Annotated in this window: 21 protein-coding genes, 2 pseudogenes and 1 riboswitch; of the genes and pseudogenes, 13 read left to right on the top strand and 10 right to left on the bottom strand. The window is 70.3% G+C overall.

Translation table 11 applies throughout. The features are described from left to right. Nucleotide 1 precedes the first annotated feature (1 nt). From ACIQMX_RS39520 to ACIQMX_RS39510, 3 genes are read right to left on the bottom strand one after another with little or no spacing between them, the layout of a single operon-like run. Nucleotides 2-751, bottom strand: a complete 750-nt coding sequence (locus ACIQMX_RS39520) for a GvpL/GvpF family gas vesicle protein (protein ID WP_363076967.1) — start codon at nt 749-751, stop codon at nt 2-4. Nucleotides 752-753: 2 nt separating this feature from the next. Beyond that, complete coding sequence (locus tag ACIQMX_RS39515; protein ID WP_363076862.1) at nt 754-1,212, bottom strand: gas vesicle structural protein GvpA; 459 nt, start codon at nt 1,210-1,212, stop codon at nt 754-756. Nucleotides 1,213-1,244: 32 nt separating this feature from the next. Beyond that, nucleotides 1,245-1,565, bottom strand: a complete 321-nt coding sequence (locus ACIQMX_RS39510; protein WP_363076864.1) for a gas vesicle protein — start codon at nt 1,563-1,565, stop codon at nt 1,245-1,247. Nucleotides 1,566-1,828: 263 nt separating this feature from the next. On the opposite strand from ACIQMX_RS39510, the gene ACIQMX_RS39505 reads away from it, so the two are divergent. Both ACIQMX_RS39505 and ACIQMX_RS39500 read left to right on the top strand, forming a co-directional pair. After that, nucleotides 1,829-2,197 (top strand): VOC family protein, encoded by a 369-nt coding sequence (locus ACIQMX_RS39505; protein WP_363076866.1) that lies wholly within the window; start codon nt 1,829-1,831, stop codon nt 2,195-2,197. Between the two features lie 299 nt (nt 2,198-2,496). Further along, nucleotides 2,497-3,000 carry an N-acetyltransferase gene (locus ACIQMX_RS39500; RefSeq protein WP_363076868.1) on the top strand — a complete coding sequence of 168 codons (504 nt, stop codon included), beginning with the start codon at nt 2,497-2,499 and terminating at the stop codon, nt 2,998-3,000. Between the two features lie 127 nt (nt 3,001-3,127). Here ACIQMX_RS39500 and ACIQMX_RS39495 read toward each other — a convergent pair whose 3' ends face one another. Both ACIQMX_RS39495 and ACIQMX_RS39490 read right to left on the bottom strand, forming a co-directional pair. Next, the gene (locus tag ACIQMX_RS39495; RefSeq protein ID WP_402485728.1) at nt 3,128-3,823 is read right to left on the bottom strand and encodes a type 1 glutamine amidotransferase domain-containing protein; all 696 of its coding nucleotides are present in this window, start codon (nt 3,821-3,823) and stop codon (nt 3,128-3,130) included. A gap of 305 nt (nt 3,824-4,128) precedes the next feature. Beyond that, on the bottom strand, nt 4,129-5,079 hold the full coding sequence (locus tag ACIQMX_RS39490; protein ID WP_402485725.1) for a MerR family transcriptional regulator: 951 nt from the start codon (nt 5,077-5,079) through the stop codon (nt 4,129-4,131). A gap of 245 nt (nt 5,080-5,324) precedes the next feature. On the opposite strand from ACIQMX_RS39490, the gene ACIQMX_RS39485 reads away from it, so the two are divergent. The 5 genes from ACIQMX_RS39485 (at nt 5,325) to ACIQMX_RS39465 (ending at nt 9,729) form a co-directional block, all read left to right on the top strand. Further along, a complete protein-coding gene (locus ACIQMX_RS39485) occupies nt 5,325-6,398 on the top strand; it encodes a Dyp-type peroxidase (protein ID WP_363076874.1) in 1,074 nt (357 codons plus the stop codon). Next, nucleotides 6,395-7,192, top strand: a complete 798-nt coding sequence (locus tag ACIQMX_RS39480; RefSeq protein WP_363076876.1) for a family 1 encapsulin nanocompartment shell protein — start codon at nt 6,395-6,397, stop codon at nt 7,190-7,192. The genes ACIQMX_RS39485 and ACIQMX_RS39480 overlap by 4 nt, the downstream gene beginning before the upstream one ends. 174 nt (nt 7,193-7,366) lie before the next feature. Continuing rightward, the gene (locus tag ACIQMX_RS39475) at nt 7,367-8,728 is read left to right on the top strand and encodes a diaminopimelate decarboxylase (protein ID WP_402485721.1); all 1,362 of its coding nucleotides are present in this window, start codon (nt 7,367-7,369) and stop codon (nt 8,726-8,728) included. A 75-nt stretch (nt 8,729-8,803) separates the two neighbouring features. Then, nucleotides 8,804-9,289 carry a MarR family transcriptional regulator gene (locus tag ACIQMX_RS39470; protein WP_363076880.1) on the top strand — a complete coding sequence of 162 codons (486 nt, stop codon included), beginning with the start codon at nt 8,804-8,806 and terminating at the stop codon, nt 9,287-9,289. Further along, on the top strand, nt 9,286-9,729 hold the full coding sequence (locus tag ACIQMX_RS39465) for a hypothetical protein (RefSeq protein ID WP_402485717.1): 444 nt from the start codon (nt 9,286-9,288) through the stop codon (nt 9,727-9,729). Before ACIQMX_RS39470 ends, ACIQMX_RS39465 begins: the two co-directional genes overlap by 4 nt. 437 nt (nt 9,730-10,166) lie before the next feature. Here ACIQMX_RS39465 and ACIQMX_RS39460 read toward each other — a convergent pair whose 3' ends face one another. The 4 genes from ACIQMX_RS39460 to ACIQMX_RS39445 all read right to left on the bottom strand — a co-directional run bounded on the left by ACIQMX_RS39460 (nt 10,167) and on the right by ACIQMX_RS39445 (nt 12,746). Next, nucleotides 10,167-10,805 carry an aspartate/glutamate racemase family protein gene (locus ACIQMX_RS39460; protein ID WP_402485715.1) on the bottom strand — a complete coding sequence of 213 codons (639 nt, stop codon included), beginning with the start codon at nt 10,803-10,805 and terminating at the stop codon, nt 10,167-10,169. A gap of 62 nt (nt 10,806-10,867) precedes the next feature. Next, a complete protein-coding gene (locus ACIQMX_RS39455) occupies nt 10,868-11,230 on the bottom strand; it encodes a GNAT family N-acetyltransferase (RefSeq protein WP_402485712.1) in 363 nt (120 codons plus the stop codon). A 30-nt stretch (nt 11,231-11,260) separates the two neighbouring features. Beyond that, the gene (gene panD / locus ACIQMX_RS39450; RefSeq protein WP_363076887.1) at nt 11,261-11,686 is read right to left on the bottom strand and encodes an aspartate 1-decarboxylase; all 426 of its coding nucleotides are present in this window, start codon (nt 11,684-11,686) and stop codon (nt 11,261-11,263) included. A 379-nt stretch (nt 11,687-12,065) separates the two neighbouring features. After that, nucleotides 12,066-12,746, bottom strand: coding sequence for a helix-turn-helix domain-containing protein (locus ACIQMX_RS39445; RefSeq protein ID WP_402485708.1), 681 nt, complete (start codon nt 12,744-12,746; stop codon nt 12,066-12,068). A 266-nt stretch (nt 12,747-13,012) separates the two neighbouring features. Between ACIQMX_RS39445 and ACIQMX_RS39440 the strand changes: the two are divergent. The 6 genes and pseudogenes from ACIQMX_RS39440 to ACIQMX_RS39415 all read left to right on the top strand — a co-directional run. Continuing rightward, nucleotides 13,013-13,165: pseudogene (locus ACIQMX_RS39440) on the top strand (IS30 family transposase); the annotation flags it as partial. 446 nt (nt 13,166-13,611) lie between these two features. After that, nucleotides 13,612-14,136, top strand: coding sequence for a hypothetical protein (locus ACIQMX_RS39435; protein ID WP_402485705.1), 525 nt, complete (start codon nt 13,612-13,614; stop codon nt 14,134-14,136). A gap of 519 nt (nt 14,137-14,655) precedes the next feature. Then, nucleotides 14,656-14,872: riboswitch (cobalamin riboswitch) on the top strand. A 162-nt stretch (nt 14,873-15,034) separates the two neighbouring features. After that, a complete protein-coding gene (gene metE, locus ACIQMX_RS39430; protein WP_402485703.1) occupies nt 15,035-17,353 on the top strand; it encodes a 5-methyltetrahydropteroyltriglutamate--homocysteine S-methyltransferase in 2,319 nt (772 codons plus the stop codon). A gap of 123 nt (nt 17,354-17,476) precedes the next feature. Further along, nucleotides 17,477-18,268, top strand: coding sequence for a precorrin-6A synthase (deacetylating) (gene cobF / locus ACIQMX_RS39425; RefSeq protein ID WP_402485700.1), 792 nt, complete (start codon nt 17,477-17,479; stop codon nt 18,266-18,268). 677 nt (nt 18,269-18,945) lie between these two features. Next, nucleotides 18,946-19,413: a DUF3592 domain-containing protein gene (locus ACIQMX_RS39420; RefSeq protein ID WP_363076897.1), complete on the top strand. Its 468-nt coding sequence runs from the start codon at nt 18,946-18,948 to the stop codon at nt 19,411-19,413. A 304-nt stretch (nt 19,414-19,717) separates the two neighbouring features. Further along, a pseudogene (locus tag ACIQMX_RS39415) lies at nt 19,718-19,980 on the top strand (transposase); the annotation flags it as partial. Between the two features lie 72 nt (nt 19,981-20,052). Here ACIQMX_RS39415 and ACIQMX_RS39410 read toward each other — a convergent pair. After that, nucleotides 20,053-20,949: a hypothetical protein gene (locus ACIQMX_RS39410; protein WP_402485697.1), complete on the bottom strand. Its 897-nt coding sequence runs from the start codon at nt 20,947-20,949 to the stop codon at nt 20,053-20,055. Nucleotides 20,950-20,956: the final 7 nt, after the last annotated feature.

Genomic DNA, 20,956 nt, shown 5'->3' with positions numbered 1-20,956 from the left:
CTCACGGCCCGCCCACGGGTACGGGACGGGCATCGGACGAGACGAAGCTGTAGCAGGGGAGCGGGCCGGCGAGCCGGATCTCCGCGTGCTCCCGGTGTTCCTCCACGAAGTTCCGGGCCTGGGAGAGGAAGGCGGCGCTCTCGGTTCGGCCGACGAGGAACGACATGTTCAGCGCGCACCCCGAGACCACGGGTCCCGGGGCGGTCGCGCGGGCCCGGGGCGCGAGCTCGCGGTGGAGTCGCTTCCCTGCCGCCGCCGCCCGCCGTGTGAGAGCACCAGCAATGGCTTCGCCCAGACGTACGCTCGCCTCATAGCCCGGGTTTCTTCGTGCGGCTTCACGGAGCTGCCGCACGTTCTTCTCCTCCGCGACAAGTGCTGCCAGCGCGTTCTGTGCGGGAAAAGCCTTGATGTTGATCTCGAAGCAGTCCTCGAGCCGGTCCAGGACACGAACGTGCGCGGTTTCGTCGACCGCCAGTTGCGCGAGGACCGTCCGCTCGTCGGGCGCGACCATTCCGAACCTCATGGGCAGTACCGGTCCTTCGTCGGCCAGCCGCATCAAGAGCTCTTGATGCGCCAGCAGATCGCGACGCCGTGCGCGGAGCTGCGGCGGCGCGTCGCTGACGACCGCGTCGAGCGCCCCCTGCCGGATCGTCCTGACGGCCGCGGGAGGTGCCCCCACGCCGCCGGCGTTCTTCGGGAGCCCGGTTCCGGCCCGCACGATCGCGTACACATAGACACCGTCGGCTGCCACGCTCATGCCTCCGCGCGCCGTCGCCGGCTCTCGCCGCTGCGCGCGGGCGCGCGGCGCTTCTTCGGCCGCTCGCGCTGCTCGTCCTCTTCGTCGGAGGAGTCGTCGCCGCCACCCACCGCCTTGCGGACGGTGTCCCCCACGGTCTCGGCAGCGTTTCGCACCTTGCGCTTGCCCACGGCCTTGGCCGCGCCGCCACCGAGCAGTTCGGGGACGGTGGTGCTGCCGGAGTCCCGCTCCAGGTCGAGACGGTTGCACGCCTCCGCGAACCGCAAATAGGTATCCACGCTCGCGACCACGATGCGCGCATCGATCTTGAGGATCTCGATGCCGACCAGCGAGACCCGGATGAAGACATCGATGACCATGCCACGGTCAAGAATGAGCTCCAACACGTCGTACAACGTGCCGGCACGGGGCGGGCAGGCCACTACTACTTCGTCCGCGTAAGTGGTCGCGGTCATGGAACGTCCTTCCAGCAGGGGTGGAGCCCGGCTCACTCGTCGGCTGCACCGCGGCGGTAGCGCCGGACCCTGCGGTATTCCAGGAGTTCACCGGCTCGGTCGAGCTGCACCTCGTAGGAGGCGAGGAGGCTTGTGGTATCGGGAATCCGTGGCACTTCGAGAACGTCCACCACCACACACCAGCCGTGGTCCTCGCGCCGGACGGCGGACACGCCTTCCGTGCGGTGCCCGATCAGCCCTTCCAGGCTCTCGCAGGCAGCGCGGGCAGCATGCTCCGGTCCCCGCGCCGATGGGGCGCGGCGTGCGGTAGCCGTCTTCGAGCGCGCGGCATGAGTGCGACGTTCTTCTGCCATAGGGCCAGTTTCCCGACTGCCGTCGGTTGTGCATCTTGAGCAATGCCATCGGAGCGCCTGGCGGTTGTCCGGCCGGATCCGTGGCCGCTTCACCCCCGCGTCCTCACGTTCGGCGAAGGATTCGTCGTCGGTCCCCCGGCCGGATCCGTGGCCGCCTCACCCCGCGTCCTCGCGTTCGGCGAAGGATTCGTCGTCGGTCCGATGAGTTCGCTGTCCTCGAACGGTCCACCCATCGACACGACCGTTCTCGACAGGAGTACCCCATGTCCACCATCCAGCCGGTGATCCTGACGTCCGACCACGACGTTCTGCTCGGCTTCTATACGCAACTGTTCGGCGCCGAGGAGATCTTCCGGGTGCCGGAGAAGGGCGCCGCCTTCTACCTCGGTCTGCGCATCGGCGACACCGACCTCGGGCTGGTGGCCAAGGCGGACGCGGGGACCGGGGCGGCGTCGCCGATCCTGCTCAGCATCGGGGTCGACGACGTCGACGAGACGCTCGCCCGGGTGGAGGCGCTCGGCGGCTCGGTCGGCGGAGACGCCAAGGACATGCCCTGGGGACAGCGCGTCGCCCACATCAAGGACCCCGACGGCAACCCGGTGAACCTCACTCAGCCGATCCCGGCCCGGTGACGCGGTGCCCGGGGCGCGCACTGGTCGGGGCCACCGGGCAGAGCCGTGTCCGACGGACACGCGCCGACCGGGCACGTGCCCGGTCGGCGCCCTTCGGCGAGCGGGCGGCGCAACCCGCGCCGCTGACCGTCGCGAACCACCGACAGCCGCCGAGACGCCGGTCGGCGGGCGCGCCGTGGTCGCGGGTGCGGGCCCTCCGCGCAGGCGGGCCCGGTGCGCCCGTCCGGACGGTGGTCCGTGCGCAGGGACGCGGAAAACCCGGAGGAACAGGCGTCCGCGCGATGCTACGGTCGGGCCCCATGCGCTGGCTTCCCGAAGATTTCGTCCACCCCGTCCTGGTACCACTGCCGGGCGGCGACCACCACCTGAGGCCGATCCGGGAGACGGACACGCCGCTCGACTATCCGGCCGTGATGGGTTCTCGCGAGCGGTTGTGGACCATGTTCGGTCCGGCGTGGGGCTGGCCCGCAGCCACCATGACCTACGAAGCCGACCAAGCGGATCTGCTGCGGCACGAGAAGGAGATCGCCGCCCACCAGTCCTTCAACTACGCGCTGTTCGACGCGGCGGAGACAGCCCTCCTCGGCTGTGTCTACATCGACCCGCCGGAGAAGTCCGGCGCGGACGGCGAGATCTGCTGGTGGGTGGTGGACGAGCTGGTGGGCAGCGAGGTCGAACAGGCCCTGGACGCACTGGTGCCGCAGTGGATCGCGGCCGACTGGCCGTTCGAGCAGCCGCGCTACCTCGGGCGCGAGACCTCCTGGCCGGACTGGCTCGCGCTGCCGGCGCACCCCGACGCGTAACCGCCGTGAGGTCCGACGCCTCCGGTGAGTGCGGCTGTGCGAGCGCCGCTCAGGGGAGGACGGCTTGTGCAGGCGCCGCTCATGAGGAGCACGGTGCGTCGGCGGGCGACGCCTCCCGATCGCTCCGTCAGCCGATCCGCTTGAGCAGTTCGTCGGCGAGCGGCCCTGACGAGGCCGGGTTCTGGCCGGTGACCAGGTTGCGGTCGACGACCACGTGCGGGGTCCACGGCTCGCCTTCCTGGAAGTCGGTGCCGATCTCCACGAGCCGGTCCTGGAGCAGCCACTTGGCCTTGTCCGCGAAGCCGGCCTGGCTCTCCTCGGTGTTGGTGAAGCCGGTGAGCCGGTAGCCGGAGAAGGCGTGGGTGCCGTCGTCCTTCATGGCTGCGAGTACGGCGGCCGGGGCGTGGCAGACGATGCCGAGCGGCATCCCCGAGTCCAGCACCCGGGTCAGCAGCCTGCCCGAGTCGGCGTTGACCGCGAGGTCCTCCATCGGACCGTGTCCGCCCGGGTAGAACACCGCCGCGTAGTCCGCCGGGTCCACGTCCTCCAGCTTCAGCGGGTGCCCGAGTTCGGCCATGCCGGCGACGGCGGCCGCCATCTTCTCGGCGTTCTCGTGGCCGTCGTTGAACTCGGGAGCCAGGCTGCCGCGGTCCACGGTCGGTACCACTCCGCCGGGGGTGGCGACGACGATCCGGTGTCCGGCGGCCCGGAACCTCTCGTACGGGGCGATGACCTCCTCCGCCCAGAAGCCGGTCGGGTGCACGGTTCCGTCGGCGAGGGTCCAGTGGTCGGATCCGGTCACGACGAAGAGGATCTTTGCCATGTCACAACTTTCGCTGGGCCGGGCGCTCTGCTCCCGGGAGGGTGTGCGGTCCGGCGGGCCCGCATCCGGGCCCGCCGTCGCGCCGATGTTTCCGACGGTACGGCCGCGCACCCACCCGGCTGCCGCAGAATCGCGGGCGGGATCGCAGAGAAACCCATGGGATCGGAGATCCCTTCAGGTCGGGGATCCCATGGGGCCCGGAATCCCACCGGGCCGGGAGTCCCACAGGATGACGGGACGCGGCCGGACTGCTGCCGTCGGACCCGGCGCCCGGAACCCCGCGCGCGGCAGTCCCGTACGCCGGATCAAGAGGCGGTATGCGCACGCAACGCCGCGCGGAACCAGTCCAGTTCGGGCGCCGGCGGATCCGGTGCCGGCCAGCGGTTGACCACGGCGAGCAGGTGCAGGTAGCGCTCCCGTCGCGGGTCGTTCACGGTGTCGAGGCGGGCGCGCAGCCGTTGCCGGAGAGCGGCGTCGTCCGGGCGGCCGCACCGTTGCGCGTAGGCGGCCGTGACCGCGTCGACGACCGAACCGGCCTGGAGGGAGTCCGGGTCGATGCCCGCGGCGCGCGCCGGGGCGGTGTGGGCGCGGATCACGGCCTCCGGGCCAGGCACCGGAGCTCCGGCGGCATGCTCGGCCCGGTCCGCCGCGTGATGCGCGGCCGTACGCCGCATGGCGGCCCGGAATCCGGCGTCCTGGCACAGTTGGGCGAGTTCGATCCACGCCTGCGTCTCCTCCTCGGTGGGGTTGTCGGACAGATCCGGCGTCATCGATCTCGCGACGCCCGCCAGGTCCGTCCCGGTCCTCGTCCCCGGGACGCCCAGAACCTCGTCCAGGAACTCATCGGTGAGGACGCGTCGTTCGTCCTCGGAGAGTGCGGCCAGTCGGTGCATGAGTTCCATCTCCTCAGGGGTCGCATCGCGGCGTGCGGCAGCCATCAGCACCGCACGCCGCACGGTCAGCACCCGGATCTGTACGGCGAGCGCCTCCGCGTGTGCTGCGGCGAGCTCGGCCGGCGGGGTGTCCCGGTCCAGTGCCTCGCGGATCGTGGACAGGTCGAGCCCGAGCGCGCGCAGGGTGCGGACCAGGCGCAGACGTGCCACCGCTCCGGGGCCGTAGCGGCGGTAGCCGGCCGGGGTGCGGCCGGCCGGCGGCACGATCCCGCGGTCCGAGTACGCGCGTACCGCCTTGACCGTGAGGCCGGTCCGCCGTGCCAGCTCGCCGATCGAGAGATGCGTGTCGCCGTCGCCGTTCATGCGCCCCACTCTCCCGTCTCCCCCGGGGGGAGACTCAAGTCGCTGTCCCGGCCGGGCCGGCGGTATGTCAACGGATCCGGGCGTCGCGCTGTTTCGCGGGCGCACGGGGTCGCCCGGTCGGCTGCCCCGGAGTGCGGCGGGGCCCGGGATGTGGGTAAGTGGCAACGGGTCCTGCTCGCCGCACCCGCGCCCGGGGCCGTGTTCTGCCGCGTCGTACCGCCGAGCCAGCCTCATGGAGCCGCCGTATGCCCGAGATCACCGAGCAACCGGCCCCGGCGCAACCGGTCGTCGCGCCACTGACCAGTGCGGCCCTGATCCTGGTCGCCACGATCGAGCCCGGTGGTGAGTCCGTCGTCCGGGAGGCGCTGCCGGATCTGGCGGCGTTCGCCCGTTCCATCGGGTTCCGCTACCCGGAGGCGGGTCTGGTGTGTGTGACCGGGTTCGGTTCCGACGCCTGGGACCGGTTGTTCTCGGGTCCGCGGCCGGCCTCGCTGCATCCTTTCCAGGAGTTGCACGGCGCCCGTCACCACGCCCCGGCCACCCCGGGCGACCTGCTGTTCCACATCCGGGCCGAGCGGATGGACGTGTGCTGGGAGTGGGCCACGCAGCTGCTGGACCGGCTGGGCGGGGCGGTGAGGGTCGTCGACGAGACACAGGGTTTCCGCTACCTCGACCACCGGGACCTGCTCGGGTTCGTCGACGGCACGGAGAACCCGGTGGGCGACGACGCCCGGTCGGCGGCGCTGGTCGGGGACGAGGACCCGGATTTCGCCGGCGGCAGTTACGTCATCGTCCAGAAGTACCTGCACGATCTGGCCTCGTGGAACGCCCTGCCGACCGAGGAGCAGGAGCGGGTGATCGGGCGGACCAAGTTCACCGACATCGAGCTCGCCGACGACGTCAAACCCGCCGACTCCCATGTCGCGCTGAACACCATCACGGACCCGGACGGCACGGAGCGCGACATCCTGCGCGCCAACATGCCGTTCGGCAGCTTCGGGCAGGGCGAGTTCGGAACGTACTTCATCGGGTTCGCCGCCGACCCGGACGTCACCGAGCGGATGCTGCGCAACATGTTCCTCGGCAACCCGCCCGGCACCCACGACCGGATCCTCGACTTCTCGACCGCGGTCACCGGCACGCTGTTCCACGCCCCCGGCGCCGACTTCCTCGACGCCCCTCCGCCGTCACCCGCCGCCGCCGAGGCCGCGCCCCAGCCGGAGCCGGCGTCCGCGCCGGCGGCGAGGGCCGTGGTCACGCCGGTGGTCCGGAACGGTTCGCTGCGCATCGGCAGCCTGCAAGAAAGTGCCCAGAGATGAACAACCTCCATCGCGAACTCGCCCCTGTCACCCAGGCCGCCTGGGACCAGATCGAAGAGGAGGCCAGGCGCACCTTCAGCCGCCATCTGGCCGGCCGCCGAGTCGTCGACGTCAGCGGACCGGAGGGGCCACGACTGGCGGCGGTCGGGGACGGCCATCTGCGCGACATCGATCCGCCCACCCCCGACGTCATCGCCCGGGCCCGTACGTCGATGCCGGTCGTCGAGTGGCGGGTGCCGTTCACCGTGACGCGGTCGGCCGTCGACGATGTCGAGCGCGGCTCGGACGACAGCGACTGGCAGCCCGTCAAGGACGCGGCCCGGACCTGTGCGTTCGCCGAGGACATGGCCATCATCGACGGCTACGCCGCGGCCGGGATCGCCGGTCTGCGCGACGGCTCCTCGCACACCCCGCTGCCGTTGCCCGCCGATGCGCGCGACTATCCGGCCACGGTCAGCCAGGCGCTGACCCGGCTCCGGCTGGCCGGTGTGGACGGGCCCTACCGGCTGCTGCTGGGGGCGGACGCGTTCACGGAGGCCACGGAGACGTCCGACCACGGATATCCCGTCTCCACGCACCTGGCCCGGCTGCTGGACGACCAGATCCTGTGGGCACCGGCGGTCGCGGGCGGGGTGCTGCTGTCCACCCGGGGCGGCGACTTCGAGCTGTGCCTGGGCGAGGACCTGTCCATCGGCTACCAGGACCATGACGCGACGGACATCAGGCTGTACTTCCACCAGTCGTTCACCTTCCGGATGCTGACCCCGGAAGCCGTGGTCCCGATCATCGCCTGACCGGCGGACGCCCGCGGGTCCGCACGCCGGCACACCCGGCATCTCCTCGCGAGTGCCGTCCGCCCCGCCTGCCGGTCCGGCCGTGGATCCGTCCGCGTCCACCGGCCTTCATTTCCTCACTGACAAGGTCCTGCACCGATGCCGTCCGGCTGGGCGGAGACTGTGGCGCACCCCATGACCGCACCTGATTCCACGAGCCCTCCCCCGTCCCTCTCCGCCGTGCGTGTCGCGGCCGCGGTCCGCCACGCCGTCGCGGCCGGTCTGCTGGGCGAGTCGAGCCCGGTCGCCGGATTCGTCGACACGGAGGGCGTACGGGACTCGGTGGCCGCGCTCCACGAGGCGTTCGCGGGCGCGCCCGGGGTGCTGCACACCTTCGCCGCGAAGGCCGCGCCGCTCGTACCGGTGCTGCGGCTGCTGGCGAAGTGCGGCATGGGCTGCGAGGTCGCGAGCCCGGGTGAACTGCGGATCTCGCTCGACGCCGGGTTCGCACCGTCGAAGATCGTCCTCGACTCCCCCGTCAAGACGCGTGACGAGATCCGGCGGGCGCTGGCGCTCGGCGTGGCGCTCCACGCCGACAACCTGGACGAGGTGGACCGGATCGCCGCGTTACGGCCCGCGGACGCGGTGTCCGCCATCGGGCTCCGGGTCAATCCTCAGGTCGGCGGCGGGTCCGTCGGCGCGATGAGCACGGCCACGGCCACAAACGGCGTGGCACTGCGCGATCCCGGCGCGCGCGAACGCGTCATGGAGGCGTTCGCGGCCCGCCCGTGGCTGAGCCGCCTGCGCGCGCACGTGGGCACGCAGGACTGTTCGCCGGAGCTGAACGTGGCGGGCATCGGCGAGATGTACCGGCTGGCCGAGGACATCAACTCCCGGCTCGGACGCCCACAGATCACCTGCCTGGACATCGGCGGCGGCCTGCCCGTCGACTTCACCGCCGACACGGTCCGCCCCGCCTTCGCCGCGTACGCGACCGCGCTGCGCGGCGCGGTACCGGGGCTGTTCGACGGGCGGTACGGACTCGTCACCGAGTTCGGCCGGTCGCTGATGGCCGGGAACAGCCTCATCGGTGCACGCGTGGAATACACGAAGGAGGCCGGGGGCCGGCGGATCGCGCTCACCCACGCGGGCACGCGGACCGCCACCCGTACCGTCCTCACGCCCGACGCGTGGCCGCCGCGGGTGGGCGCCTTCGATGCCGACGGGCTCCCGAAGGCCGGTCCGGCGCTCGTCCAGGACATCGCGGGTCCGTGCCGCTTCGGCGGGGACGTCGTCGCGCCGGCCCGGGAGCTGCCCGAACTACGGGCGGGCGACTACGTGGTGCTGTCCGACACCGGCGCGTACCTCTTCTCCACGCCGTGGGCCTGCGCCAGCCTGCCGCGGCCCGCGGTGTACGGGTTCGGTACGGCGCCGGGCGCGGGGCAGGACGGCCTGACGGTCCGCTTCACTCCGGTGCGTGACGCCCAGTCGCTGGACTCGATCGCCGCGGAGAGCGGGCTCGCACACGCCGACGCCCTGCTGGAGCCGGACGCCTGAACCCGTATCTCCCCCGGCCCCGGGTGCACAGTCAATTTAATAGCCATGGCGATAGTAGCCATGTACTGTATTGACATGAGCAACGCACCTACGGGCCCGACCCCCGGTTTCCTGGTCTGGCGGCTGTCGATGAGATGGCGGGTGGCCATCGACCGGGGGCTGGCGCCGCTCGGGCTGACCCACGCGCAGTACTCCCTGCTCGGGTCACTGATGGGGATGCAGCAGGCGGGTCTGCGGCCGAGCCAGCGGGCTCTCGCGGACCACACCGGGCTCGAAGCGCTCTACGTCTCGAAACTGGCCCGCGGCCTGGAGGCGGCCGGATTCGTCGAACGGGCCGCAGATCCGGCCGACACCCGGGCCGTCCGCCTCTCGCTCACCGCCGAGGGCCTCGCGGTCACCGCCCGCGCGGTCGAGGTGGTGCGCCGGCTCGTCGACGGACTGCTCGCTCCGCTGGGCGGCCTGGACGGCCCGGACACCGAGGCGTTCACCCGGACGCTGAAGGCCCTCCTCGACGTGCCCGTTCCCGTAGTCACCGACCCCACCACCAAGGAGCAATCATGACCACCGCACCGACCGTCAACGGCCAGGTCATCGGCCAGGCCCACTACGCCACGCGCGCCGTTCTCGAGACCCTGCTGGCCACCACCGGCACCACCTTCCACGAGTCCGTCGCCCTGACCGCCACGGCGGACGCCGGTGGGGTCATCGAGCGACCACGACTCGTCGAACGGCTGACGTCCACGCTGAAGATCGACGCCGCGGTCGTGGAGACCGTCCTGACCGGTCTGCTCACGCAGGGTCTGCTGGCGCAGGAGCCGGGAGACCCGGCACGGCTGTCGATGACGGCCCCGGGCAGCGCACTGGACCACACGCACCGGGCGGCCCTGACCGAAGTCACCGCCCGGCTCTACGCGGACCTGTCGGCCGAGGACCTGGCGACGGCGGGCCGGGTCCTGACCGAGGTCACGGCCCGGGCCAACGCGGTACTGGCCGGGGCCTGAGCCGCAGGTGGCACCGTCGGACGCCCGGTGCCGGGCCCGGCCGGGGACCGCTGGTGATCCCGGTGCCGGTCAGCCGACCGGTGAGGGCTCGGGCTCGGGCGGCGGCACCGGATCGGGGTCCGGCGCGGGCGGCTGCGGGATCGGATCCGGTGCCGGGCCCGGCGGCGTGGGCACGGGCGGCGTCGGCCCCGGACCGGGCGGAACCGGTGTCGGCTCCGGCAGCGGCTGGGGCGGCCCCGGAATCGGCCCGGGGGTGGGCGCCGGCGGAACCGGATCGGGGTACGGGTGAGTCATCTCGGGCCTCCGAACGGTCGGGGTGGATCTCCTCCACCGTCTCCCGGAGCGGCTGCCCGCGCCCGGCGAGTCCACACGTACGGGCTGCGGATGCACCGGCCGGCTCACGGTCCCACCCGGCCGGCCGTACGGAACCCCGGTCGTCAGCGCGCGGCCGCGACGGCCGCGGCGTCCAGCCCGGCCCGGGGGCTGGACAGGACGGGGATCCGGGTGACCGAACGGGTGACCGCGCCCGCCATCGAGACCTGGGCCAGCACGATCACATCGGCTTCCGTCACAGCGTCGGCCGCCGCCGCCACGAGATCCAGGTAGCCGTCATGGTCACCGGCCTCGAAGCGCGCCCAGGCGCCGTCGACCAGGACGGTGCGCACCTCCAGGCCCCGCTCCCCCGCCCGCTCGGCCTCCTCGGCGATCAGCGCGCGGGTCGGTTCCAGGGTGGCGTGGTGCGCCGCCAGGACGGTGACCCTCCGCGCGCGGACGGCGGCGGCAGCCATCGGCCGGTCGATGCGCAGGACCGGGATGCCGAGCCGCGCCCCGACGGACTCGGCGACCCCGCCGATCGTCGAACACGTACAGAGCACCGCGGTGGCACCCTCGGCGGCGGCACGGTTCACCAGTGCCTCGACGTCCCCCGCCACCGCCTCCGGCCCCAGCACGCCCGCGCGGTCGAGCAGGTCCTCGTACACGAGGTGACGCACGACGAGGCCGGGGTGGTGGGCGTCACGCAGCGCGTCGAAGACCGGGACGTGGACCGGGGAGGTGTGCAGGAGTGCGAGGCTCATCCGCGCCACGCTACCGACCGCCCCGGCCGCGCCCGGCAGGCGTCCACCAGCCGGAACAGCGCTCAGTAGAGCTCGGGACGGGTGGCGAGCTCCTTCTTGGCCCGCTCCACCAGCTCCGCCGGGGCCTCGGGGGCCTCGTCCGGGTGGCGCGATGCCCACTTGGCGGCGTACGGACACAGCGGGACGACGGGGACGCCCTCGCGGGCGGCCATGGAGTAGAACTCCTTGACCAGGGCGCCGGCGATGCCCTTCCCCTCGTGCTCCTGCTCCACGACGGTGTGCACGGCGACGAGCGCCGCAGGCACCCCGTCCAGCACGAAGTACACGATGACCCCGGCGGCCTCGCCGTCCACGTACGCGAGCAGCTTGCCCGCCGCCCGGTCGTCGCGGATGTCGGGACCTGCCTGCCCGGACTGCTCGGCCATGGCGAATGCTCCCTCGCTGTGCCAGGCGCTTCAGCGCGCCGCGGGGACGGCGTGCGGGCTGCGCTCGGTGTCGGAACCCGGAACGGGCGCGGAGGCGTCGGCCCCGAGCTCGACGATCCGGTTGCCCTCGTCGACATGGACGATACGCGGAACCAGCCCGCGCGCCTCGGCGTCGTCGACCTGCGCGTAGCTGATCAGAATGACCAGGTCACCCGGGTGCACCAGATGCGCGGCAGCCCCGTTGATCCCGATCACACCGGAGCCGCGCTCGCCCTCGATGACGTAGGTCTCCAGCCGGGCACCGTTGTCGATGTCGACGATGTGGACGAGCTCGCCGGGCAGCAGGTCGGCGGCTTCCATCAGCGCGGCGTCGACCGTGACGGACCCGACGTAGTGCAGGTCGGCCTGGGTGACGGTGGCGCGGTGGATCTTGGACTTGAACATCGTTCGTATCATTGAGGTACTCCTGGGCATCGGCTCCCTGCCTGCGTTTTTGCAGGTCAAGTGCTGTTCCCGCAGCTTACAACGAACCGCAAGTCCGGGTAGCTGTTGCCAGGTTTTCAGGACTGATGCTGACCACTTGCTGACTGACCTCAACGCCGGAGCCGGCGGCGGGCTGCGCCTGCGGCAGCTGAGCGCGCTGCCGGGAGCCGCACCGGAGCGGCTACCCCCTCGTCCTGCGGGTCGCACTCCCGGGCCACGGCCGTGCCAGAACCGCGCAGCACGCAGGGGCAGATGGCACCGGCCGGAACTCCTGGTCGAGTGAGCACGCCGGGGCAAGGCCCGAACGGCAACATGCCCGCGCCATCGACTCCGAAGTGCCCTTGCCTCCTGCTCAGCCGTCGTCGCCCGGAGCACCGCTCACGATGATCCTGCGACCGGTGACGCGTCGCGGTGAGAGCACCATGACGTGCTCGCGCTTGTCCCCCGCCCAGGGTGGCGAGAAGGCGGACTCCCTGAGCCGACGAGCGGCTTCCTCGTCCGCCACACCATGAACGGGCCCGACGAGCAGCACACTCCATCCTCTGCTGAAGGCGCCGTCGATGTGATCGGCCTCGAAGGCGATCTCTGTGCCGTCGGCCATGGCGAGGGAGGAATGCTCCGCCGTGCTGAACACGACCTCGCCGTCCAGCACCTGGTAGTTCAGCGGCAGCACGACCGGCCCGTCCGCACCGGACAGCGCCACCCTCCCCACGCCGTGGTCGCCGAGCAGAGCCCAGGAATCCGATACGTCGAGTTCCACCATTCGGGCTCGCCCAGCCGCTCTGGCCAGCCCTGCCGGCAAATCCCCGGCCGCGCCCGTCAGCTCCTCAACCGTAGTTTCGAGGGCGTTGGCCAGCCGGAGGAGAAACCCGATGCCAGGCGCTGCCGAGGAGTGCTCCTCCACGTACTCGATGTAGCCGGGCGCCGCAGCTGCGCGCAAGGCGACCTCCTGCCTGGACAGGCCGAGCTGCTCGCGACGCGTGGCAACACGCCGGCCGATGTCACCTCTCGCCGAATGCGGTTGTGAGGGCATCCCTGGAGCTCCCTGTCCATCGACACGTCGTACGAGTACAAGCCAACGCTAGCCAGAGCCGGAGCCACGCGCAGGACGGACTACACCCTGCGCGCCCCGACCGAACGGGCGCCGCGTCCAGGCTGCAGCCCGGCTGACCGAGCCGAAATGCTTGATGCGGGACCCGGCCTCACTCGCGCCGGGCCCCGGGAGCGACGTCCCGCACTCGTCGACCGCCGTCTCCCCTGAAACTCCCCCGCACCCCGCCCCGCACACAGGAACGGCACAACTCGCCCTGGCAGCGGCCGGCGAACGAACCGCTGCGTCAGTGCTTCCCGAGGGGCACCGATCTCTCGCGGTGGCCGTCCACGGACCTGGAGGCCGTCGCCATGAACAACCGGCGCCGCAAGCTCCTCGTTCGGCGGGCGCCGGCCGAAGTCGCCGACCCCGCGTCCGGCGCCGGCCTCTGCCTGATCGCCTGCACCGGCTGGGACCCGGCGCAGGCGAGTACCGCGACAACCTCGCCGGCTACGCCACCCCTCGCACCAAGCACTCCTCCGGCGAAAGCCCGTCGTCGCAGTGACGTTTTCGGCCACGGCTTCGCTTGGTTGGAGGAGGGACCGCCAGGTCCCCCGCCGGGCGTCCCGATGAGGCTCCCGGGAATGACGGCTGGGGGCTGAAGTGGGTTCGGGTGGGGAACAGAGGCGTACCTTGTCGGCCGGCGAAATGCGCGTGGGGGTGGCTGAGTTCGTGCGAAGGGTGACAGCGCGGAACCGCTTGCCCCTGGATTACTCGGTGGCGAGCCTCCGAGTGGTGGACCGCATCACCGATGGGCTTCGCGGGTTCCATCTCAGTAGCGACAACTAGCATCAGGAATGAGGTCAACATGGAAAGGGTCGACGAACTCCTCTCCATCACCGGTTGGCAATCCGAGCCGCAGGAGATCGACTGGAATGAGGTCGAGCGTAAGTTCGAAATATCCCTCCCGGTCGACTTCAAAGAAATCAGCGAACTTTTCGGTCACGGCGCCTTCAGCGGGTACCTGAAAGTGCTGCCTGTGAACGGAGCAGATCCGGAGGGGATGCTCGGGAGATGGAACTCAATGAGAGAGTGCGCGGATAAGACGCCCCTTTCCGGTCCGTTCGACCCGTACGAGGTGTTTCACGGAGAGATTGGCCTCATCCTCTGGGGTAATTCGATGACAGAAGCGCAGTACTTCTGGCTCGCAAATGCCTCGTCAAGCCCCGAGAAGTGGCCCATCGTTGCCAGAACCTCACCTCTCGACGATTGGCATCAGTTCGATGAGATTTCAACCTCGGAATTCATCTGCCGAATCCTCAAGGATCCAGAGTTCCGCCCTTTCTCGATTTCGAGAAAAGTCGAGCGCCCATTTTTTGAAGCCTACCGCTAGCCTCTGTCTTTCATAGCGAAAGATAGAGGTCAGGCCGCGATGCACTTTCGTAGCCTGCATCGCTGGTCAAGAAGTATGGATGAGGGTGTGGAGTTGCGCAGAAGGCAACTCCACACCCTCTCGGTGTACGAAGCCATGAGAACGTGTGAGAGCGGATAGAACACAAGAACCTTAAACGGGGGATGACTGTTGAGTATCGAATCCCTAGAGGATGCACTGCCGCGGCTGGGCGGCACATCGTCTTGAGGTTCCACCGCGCATCAACTGGCAAGAAATCTTCAATGGGTCGATGGCAACCGCATCCTGCTTCTCGGGCCGGCTGCGTTGAGTCTGGCGCACGACGTGGGCGGTCGATTTGCCGGACGGAGGCACGGTCTCCACCGGGTTCGAGAGGTGCTCGCTGCGAGCCGCGTTCAGTACGGCGTCCAGGGCGACGTCCTCGGCAGGTGTGTAGGCGGATCCCGCTCCCGTCACATCCCGGGATCTGGATAGCGACGTCCGAACAACCCTCGACCCTCTATGGTGGCCGGTGCAGCTGGTTCGCCCTGCCCGCCAGGCAGACGCGTCGCAAGAGGGAACCCGGTGGGAATCCGGGACTGCCCCGCAGCGGTAAGCGGGAACGATCGCCGTCATGAGCACTGGATCCGGTCGGATCTGGGAAGCGACGGCCAGTAGGAGTCTGCCCCGGCAGGCGCGCCCGCAAGTCCGAAGACCTGCCCGTTGCCCGTACGTGACCACTCGCGTACGGATATCCCGGTGACCTCGTGGGCGGGTCGGCGTACATACCAGACAGAGCCTCACGCCCAGGGCGTGCACGTGTTCCGTCTGGTTCGTCATCCCTTCGCGCCCGTGTCCTGTCTCCGGGATCTCAAGGAGTCGTCTCGCGAAGGAGATTTCCGTGACAGCGCAGCCCGCATCCGCGGCAGCACGAGCCACCGTGTTCGGCTACCCCCGGCAGGGTCCGAACCGGGAGCTGAAGAAAGCCACCGAGGGCTACTGGAAGGGCCGGATCACCGCCGACGTCCTCCGGCAGACAGCAGCCGAGCTGCGGCGGTCCAACTGGCAGGAATTGGCGGACATCGGCGTCCACGAGCTCCCCACCGGAGACTTCTCCTACTACGACCACGTCCTGGACACCAGTGTCATGGTCGGCGCCGTCCCGCAGCGGCACCGTGAGGCCGTCCATGCCGACGCGCTCGACGGCTACTTCGCGATGGCGCGCGGCACGCAGGACGTCGCCCCGCTGGAGATGACCAAGTGGTTCGACACCAACTACCACTACCTCGTGCCCGAGCTCGGCCCCGACACCGTGTTCAACGCGGACTCCACCAAGCAGGTCACCGAGTTCAAGGAAGCCCTCGCGCTCGGACACAGGGCCCGGCCCGTGCTCGTCGGCCCGGTCACCTATCTCCTGCTCGCCAAGCCCGCCCCCGGGGTGCCGGCCGGCTTCGAACCGCTCACCCTGCTCGACCGGCTCCTTCCGGTCTACGCGGAGGTCCTCGCGGATCTCCGAGCCGCCGGCGCCGAGTGGGTTCAGCTCGACGAGCCCGCCCTGGTCCAGGACCGCACCTCGGCCGAGCTGAACGCCGCCGCCCGCACCTACCGGCACCTCGGCGCCCTCACGGACCGGCCCAAGCTGCTCGTCGCGTCCTACTTCGACCGGCTGGGCGAGGCTCTCACCGTCCTGGCCAAGGCGCCGGTCGAGGGCCTGGCGCTGGACTTCACCGACGCGGCGGCGGCCAACCTCGAAGACCTCGCCGCTGCCGGCGGGCTCCCTGGCAAGCGGCTCGTCGCCGGCGTCGTCAACGGACGCAACGTCTGGATCAACGACTACGAGAAGTCCCTGGCAACCCTGGCCACGCTCCTCGGCCTCGCCGACCGGGTCGATGTGGCCGCTTCCTGCTCCCTGCTGCACGTCCCCCTCGACACCGCCGCCGAACGGGACATTGAGCCGCAGGTCCTGCGTTGGCTGGCCTTCGCCCGGCAGAAGACCGCCGAGATCGTCACGCTGGCCAAGGGGCTGGCCCAGGGCACCGGCGCGGTGACCGCCGAGATCGCTGCCAACCGCGCCGACCTCGCCTCCCGCTCCGACTCTCCCATCACCCGCGACCCGGCCGTACGGGCCAGGGCCGACGCCATCACCGACGCCGACGGTCGCCGCTCCCAGCCGTACGGGGAGCGGGCCGCCGCCCAGCGGGCGCACCTCGGGCTTCCCCTGCTGCCGACGACCACCATCGGTTCGTTCCCGCAGACCGATGAACTCCGCACCGCGCGCGCCGACCTGCGCGCGGGCAGGATCGACTCGGCCGGGTACGAGGAGCGCATCGAAGCCGAGACCCAGGAGGTGATCGCCTTCCAGGAGAAGACCGGCCTGGACGTCCTGGTGCACGGTGAGCCCGAACGCAACGACATGGTCCAGTACTTCGCGGAGCAGCTGACGGGGTACCTCGCCACGCAGCACGGCTGGGTGCAGTCATACGGCACCCGTTACGTCCGCCCGCCGGTCCTGGCCGGCGACATCTCCCGCCCCGAGCCGATGACGGTGCGCTGGACGACGTATGCCCAGTCCCTCACCGACCGGCCCGTCAAGGGCATGCTCACCGGACCGGTCACCATGCTCGCCTGGTCCTTCGTCCGCGACGACCAGCCGCTCGGCGACACCGCCCGGCAGGTAGCCCTCGCCCTGCGGGACGAGGTGAACGACCTGGAGTCCGCCGGCACCTCGGTCATCCAGGTCGACGAGCCCGCTCTGCGCGAGACCCTGCCCCTGCGCGCCGACGGCCATCCGGCCTATCTGGCCTGGGCGACGGAGGCGTTCCGCCTCACCACCAGCGGCGTACGGCCGGACACCCAGATCCACACCCACATGTGCTATGCCGAATTCGGCGACATCGTCCAGGCCATCGACGACCTCGACGCCGACGTCATCAGCCTCGAGGCCGCCCGCTCCCACATGCAGGTCGCCCGCGAACTGGCGGAGCACGGCTACCCGCGCGAGGCGGGGCCCGGCGTGTACGACATCCACTCTCCCCGGGTGCCGAGCGGCGAGGAGGCGGCCGCCCTGCTCCGCAAGGGACTGAGGGCCATCCCGGCGGAGCGGCTGTGGGTGAACCCGGACTGCGGGCTCAAGACCCGCGGCTGGCCCGAGACCCAGGCGTCCCTGGAGAACCTCGTGACAGCGGCCCGCACGGTCCGAGGCGAACTGCCCACCTCCTGACCGGAAGGCTCCGAAGGCCGGGGCGCCGACAGGCGCCCCGGCCACAGCGCAGCGAGCACGGGTGGCTTGGACATACCTCTGGCTTGCTGAATGCCAGGACGTCCGTGGGAGGAATGCCCCCAGATGAGTACCGAGCTCCGGCATCTTCAGGTCATCGGCATCGGAACCGGTGACCCCGACCATCTGACGTTGGCCGCCGTCAAGGCCATGCGAAGAGCGGATGTCTTCTTCGTTCTGGGCAAGGGCAACCAAAAGGACTCCCTCACCCGGTTGCGACGGGACATCCTCGACGAGCACGTACGGAGGCCGTATCGCGTAGTAGAGGCCGACGATCCCTGGCGCGACCGTTCCCAGAACCAGTTCGCGGGGTACACCGACGCGGTTCACGACTGGCGTCGTCGGCGTGCCGACGTCTGCGAGGAGCTGATCCGCGATGAGCTGACCCCGGGGCAGTGCGGTGCGTTCCTGGTCTGGGGTGACCCCTCGCTGTACGACAGCACCATCGCCATCCTCGACGGCATCCGAGCCCGCGAGGAGGTGGCGTTCTCGTACGAGGTGATTCCCGGGATCAGCAGCGTCTCCGCCCTGGCGGCCCGACACCGCATCAGCCTGAACCGGATCGGCGGGCCGGTCCACATCACCCCGGGCCGACGGCTCTCCGAGACCTTCCCGAACGACGACGGCGACATCGTCGTCATGCTCGACGCGCGCGAAAGCTTCCGGCACCTGGCCGGCAGCGGCATATGGATCTACTGGGGCGCCTATATCGGCACGCCTGACGAGATCCTGGTCTCCGGACCGCTCGACGAGGTCTCCGGCCGCATTCGCCGGATGCGAGCCGAGGCGCGGGCCGAGCACGGGTGGATCATGGATACCTATCTGCTGAGGATCAACACCGACGGCGCCGAGGGCTGATCCAGACGCCCGACACCACCTCACTTCCCGTCCGGCGGCGCCGGACGGGAAGGGGTGAAGCGGACCGGCACCTGGAAGCGGGCGCGTCGCGCGGCCCGGGCTCACGTGCGTTCAGTACGAGGTGGCCGATGAGTCGGCCCGGTCCGTGGCAGGTGGCGTGACCGCCTCGGCCGACCTCGACGAGGCTGATCGGCGACATCGCCGACGGGAGCTGGCCGGCGGGTGTTCGCGCCGTGTAAATGATCACAGGAGGATGGGTCAGAAGGAACAGTCGATTCCCGGCACGATCCTGCTTCCGCTCGGCGATCCGGCGAACCATGCTCTTCTGCGCCACCTCGTAGGGCACTTCCCCCAAGTCGATCCGTTCGATGCTCCTCACCGTGTGCCGGCTTCGGCTTGCCAGGGTGGACCTTGGCGAAGTGCCTGACGGGGTTGAGGTGCCGGCTGTACGGACGACCGTGGCAACGGGGTCGCTCGGGCCACCCGTCCTGCCGGCGTAGAGCTGCGGGAGGCGGGATCGGTCGAAGCCTGGTGGCACGGGGTCGCTCGGGCCACCCGTCCTGCCGGTGTCCGGCAACCGGGCCGGCTCATGGGTGCCGCAAGCAGCCGGTGACCCCGCCCCGGAGCCCCGCCTACTGTTGCCCCGTACGTGAGCTGGGCATACGGAGGTAGGGAACATGGTGGACGAGACGGCACGTGCAGGCGCCGGGCACCGTACGGAAGTCTTCGTGTGGCTGGGTCTCGCGCTGCTCCTGGGCGCGCTGTCGGCCCTGGTACTGATTCCCCAGGCCCAGCATCAGCGCTCGCTCCGCGACGGTGTGCGCGCCGACGCCACCATGCATACCCGCGGTACGTGCGCGCTGGGACAGTGCAAGGTCGCCTTCGAAGCGCAGGACCGCACCGTCGTGGCGGCCTTGCCCCCAGGCAGCAGTGGCAGCAAATACCCCGTGGGCGCGCACCTCACCGTCCGGTACCGGGCGGACGATCCGCAGACAGTCGCCGCCGCGGCCGACGTGGAGGGCGGTGGGGCAACCTTGCTGGCCGCCTCGACCGGCGCGGGCGCCGTGTTGTTCCTGCTTCTGCCGGTCATGAAGACGGTGGCCCGAGCACGGCGGCGACGCGCGGCGTCCAGCGCCGTTGGATGACGCGCCCGCCCCACATGCCGATCACCGTGCTCCTGACTTCGACTCGTCAAAGTGACGCCCAGCAGAGGCGCAGACGCCTCCATCTCGGCTCCCGCCGCAACCCCCTCTGAGACGTCGGTGGCGACCACGTCGGCTGAGTCACTGCCCGGCGCGGACAGCGCCGCACCGGCCGCTCGCGGGCAATCGTCCACTCCGGCCACTGCTGCTCGTCCATCGCGAGCTCGGCCCGGATACGGTCCGCTTCCTCACGCAGCCCGTCCACACGACGACGAGCGGCACGCACGTGCTGGTCCAGCGGTCCGGCATCGCCTGGGCCGACTCCGCCTACGCCGGACAACTCGTCGATTGGTCCAAGAAGTACCTACGTCTGACCGTGAAGACCGTCAGCCGCCCCAAGGACGCCACCGGATTTGTTGTTCTGCCCCGCCGTTGGGTCGTCGAACGCAGCCTGTCCTGGATTATGCAGGCGCGACGCCACGCACGAGACTACGAACGACTCGTGCAGCACAGCGAAGCCCCCATCACCTGGCCGCCGTCACGCTCATGACTCGCCGCATCAGCCGCAGTCCCGGAATCCGGACCGAACGCGGAACAGCCCCGACCGACCTGGTTCGGGCTGCCTGAACGAGAACCGTACGGCTACAGGCCGGCGCGGGCGAGGAGTTCTTCCGCCTGTTCTCGCGGGAGCTTGGGTGGAATCGGTGTAGGTGGAGGGCATGTGTGGGCGTTTCGACGGAAGGACAGAAACCAGTCGGCCACGGGGTTGTCTGTTGTCAGGGTGGCCCTGATGCTGTCACGCAGAGTCGAGGGAGTGTCCGCGCGGGCCGCGATCTCGTTGCGGACGAAGGTGTCCTGGTCACCCGCGAGCAGATCTCTCAGCTCAGCGGGTAGGTCCGGATGGGCGGCCACAGCCTTGCGAACACCGGAATCCGGGTCAGCGGCCAGCTCCGGGGATGGATGGGCATACCTGACAGCAATGGCACGGGTCTGCGGATCAGTAAGGAGGGCAGGCAACAGGTCCGCCGGCGGCGAGTACACCGAAGCGGCAGCCCTGCGGATACTCGGGTCAGAGTCCGTCAGCAAAGCCCGGCGCACCGGCTCGGGTGCATGCCGCCGGTGATCGACAACCGATGACCGCACGCTCGGCTCGGGATCCTCGGCCAGCACGGCCAACAGTTGCGGCGGCAGATGCTCGTTCATCGCAAGGAACGCACGCACGGAAGGATCCTGATCAGCCGCCAGGCGTGCCAGCAGCCCAGGCGGCTCGTCGGTCACGCTCGCTGCGAGCGCAGCCCGGACCAGCGGCTCCGGACTATCTGCGAAACGCGCCCTGAACTTGGCGGGCACGAAGCCGTTGGCGGCCAGACTGCGGGCGGAGCCGAGCCTGATGATCTCCTCCATCAACGCCGGAGTCAGATCCCTGCGCAGAAGGGCCGCCGAGCGCCGGGCCTGCGGATGCTGAAGCAGACGCCGCACAAGGTCGGCGGGTAGATCCTCTTGGACAGCAAGAGCGCTCAGTTCAGCATCCAGGTTCATGAACCGC

The sequence above is a fragment of the Streptomyces sp. NPDC091416 genome, from assembly GCF_044756845.1.
In the GTDB taxonomy this organism is placed as follows: domain Bacteria; phylum Actinomycetota; class Actinomycetes; order Streptomycetales; family Streptomycetaceae; genus Streptomyces.
Note: the sequence above shows the minus strand (reverse complement) of the source record. Positions and strands in the feature narration are given on the sequence as shown.

Excerpts from the sequence above, each read along its gene's own strand:
- ACIQMX_RS39515 (WP_363076862.1), bottom strand. The coding sequence starts at position 1,212 with ATGACCGCGACCACTTACGCGGACGAAGTAGTAGTGGCCTGCCCGCCC.
- ACIQMX_RS39510 (WP_363076864.1), bottom strand. The coding sequence starts at position 1,565 with ATGGCAGAAGAACGTCGCACTCATGCCGCGCGCTCGAAGACGGCTACC.
- ACIQMX_RS39505 (WP_363076866.1), top strand. The coding sequence starts at position 1,829 with ATGTCCACCATCCAGCCGGTGATCCTGACGTCCGACCACGACGTTCTG.
- ACIQMX_RS39500 (WP_363076868.1), top strand. The coding sequence starts at position 2,497 with ATGCGCTGGCTTCCCGAAGATTTCGTCCACCCCGTCCTGGTACCACTG.
- ACIQMX_RS39495 (WP_402485728.1), bottom strand. The coding sequence starts at position 3,823 with ATGGCAAAGATCCTCTTCGTCGTGACCGGATCCGACCACTGGACCCTC.
- ACIQMX_RS39490 (WP_402485725.1), bottom strand. The coding sequence starts at position 5,079 with ATGAACGGCGACGGCGACACGCATCTCTCGATCGGCGAGCTGGCACGG.
- ACIQMX_RS39485 (WP_363076874.1), top strand. The coding sequence starts at position 5,325 with ATGCCCGAGATCACCGAGCAACCGGCCCCGGCGCAACCGGTCGTCGCG.
- ACIQMX_RS39480 (WP_363076876.1), top strand. The coding sequence starts at position 6,395 with ATGAACAACCTCCATCGCGAACTCGCCCCTGTCACCCAGGCCGCCTGG.
- ACIQMX_RS39475 (WP_402485721.1), top strand. The coding sequence starts at position 7,367 with ATGACCGCACCTGATTCCACGAGCCCTCCCCCGTCCCTCTCCGCCGTG.
- ACIQMX_RS39470 (WP_363076880.1), top strand. The coding sequence starts at position 8,804 with ATGAGCAACGCACCTACGGGCCCGACCCCCGGTTTCCTGGTCTGGCGG.
- ACIQMX_RS39465 (WP_402485717.1), top strand. The coding sequence starts at position 9,286 with ATGACCACCGCACCGACCGTCAACGGCCAGGTCATCGGCCAGGCCCAC.
- ACIQMX_RS39460 (WP_402485715.1), bottom strand. The coding sequence starts at position 10,805 with ATGAGCCTCGCACTCCTGCACACCTCCCCGGTCCACGTCCCGGTCTTC.
- ACIQMX_RS39455 (WP_402485712.1), bottom strand. The coding sequence starts at position 11,230 with ATGGCCGAGCAGTCCGGGCAGGCAGGTCCCGACATCCGCGACGACCGG.
- panD (WP_363076887.1), bottom strand. The coding sequence starts at position 11,686 with ATGATACGAACGATGTTCAAGTCCAAGATCCACCGCGCCACCGTCACC.
- ACIQMX_RS39445 (WP_402485708.1), bottom strand. The coding sequence starts at position 12,746 with ATGCCCTCACAACCGCATTCGGCGAGAGGTGACATCGGCCGGCGTGTT.
- ACIQMX_RS39435 (WP_402485705.1), top strand. The coding sequence starts at position 13,612 with ATGGAAAGGGTCGACGAACTCCTCTCCATCACCGGTTGGCAATCCGAG.
- cobF (WP_402485700.1), top strand. The coding sequence starts at position 17,477 with ATGAGTACCGAGCTCCGGCATCTTCAGGTCATCGGCATCGGAACCGGT.
- ACIQMX_RS39420 (WP_363076897.1), top strand. The coding sequence starts at position 18,946 with ATGGTGGACGAGACGGCACGTGCAGGCGCCGGGCACCGTACGGAAGTC.
- ACIQMX_RS39410 (WP_402485697.1), bottom strand. The coding sequence starts at position 20,949 with ATGAACCTGGATGCTGAACTGAGCGCTCTTGCTGTCCAAGAGGATCTA.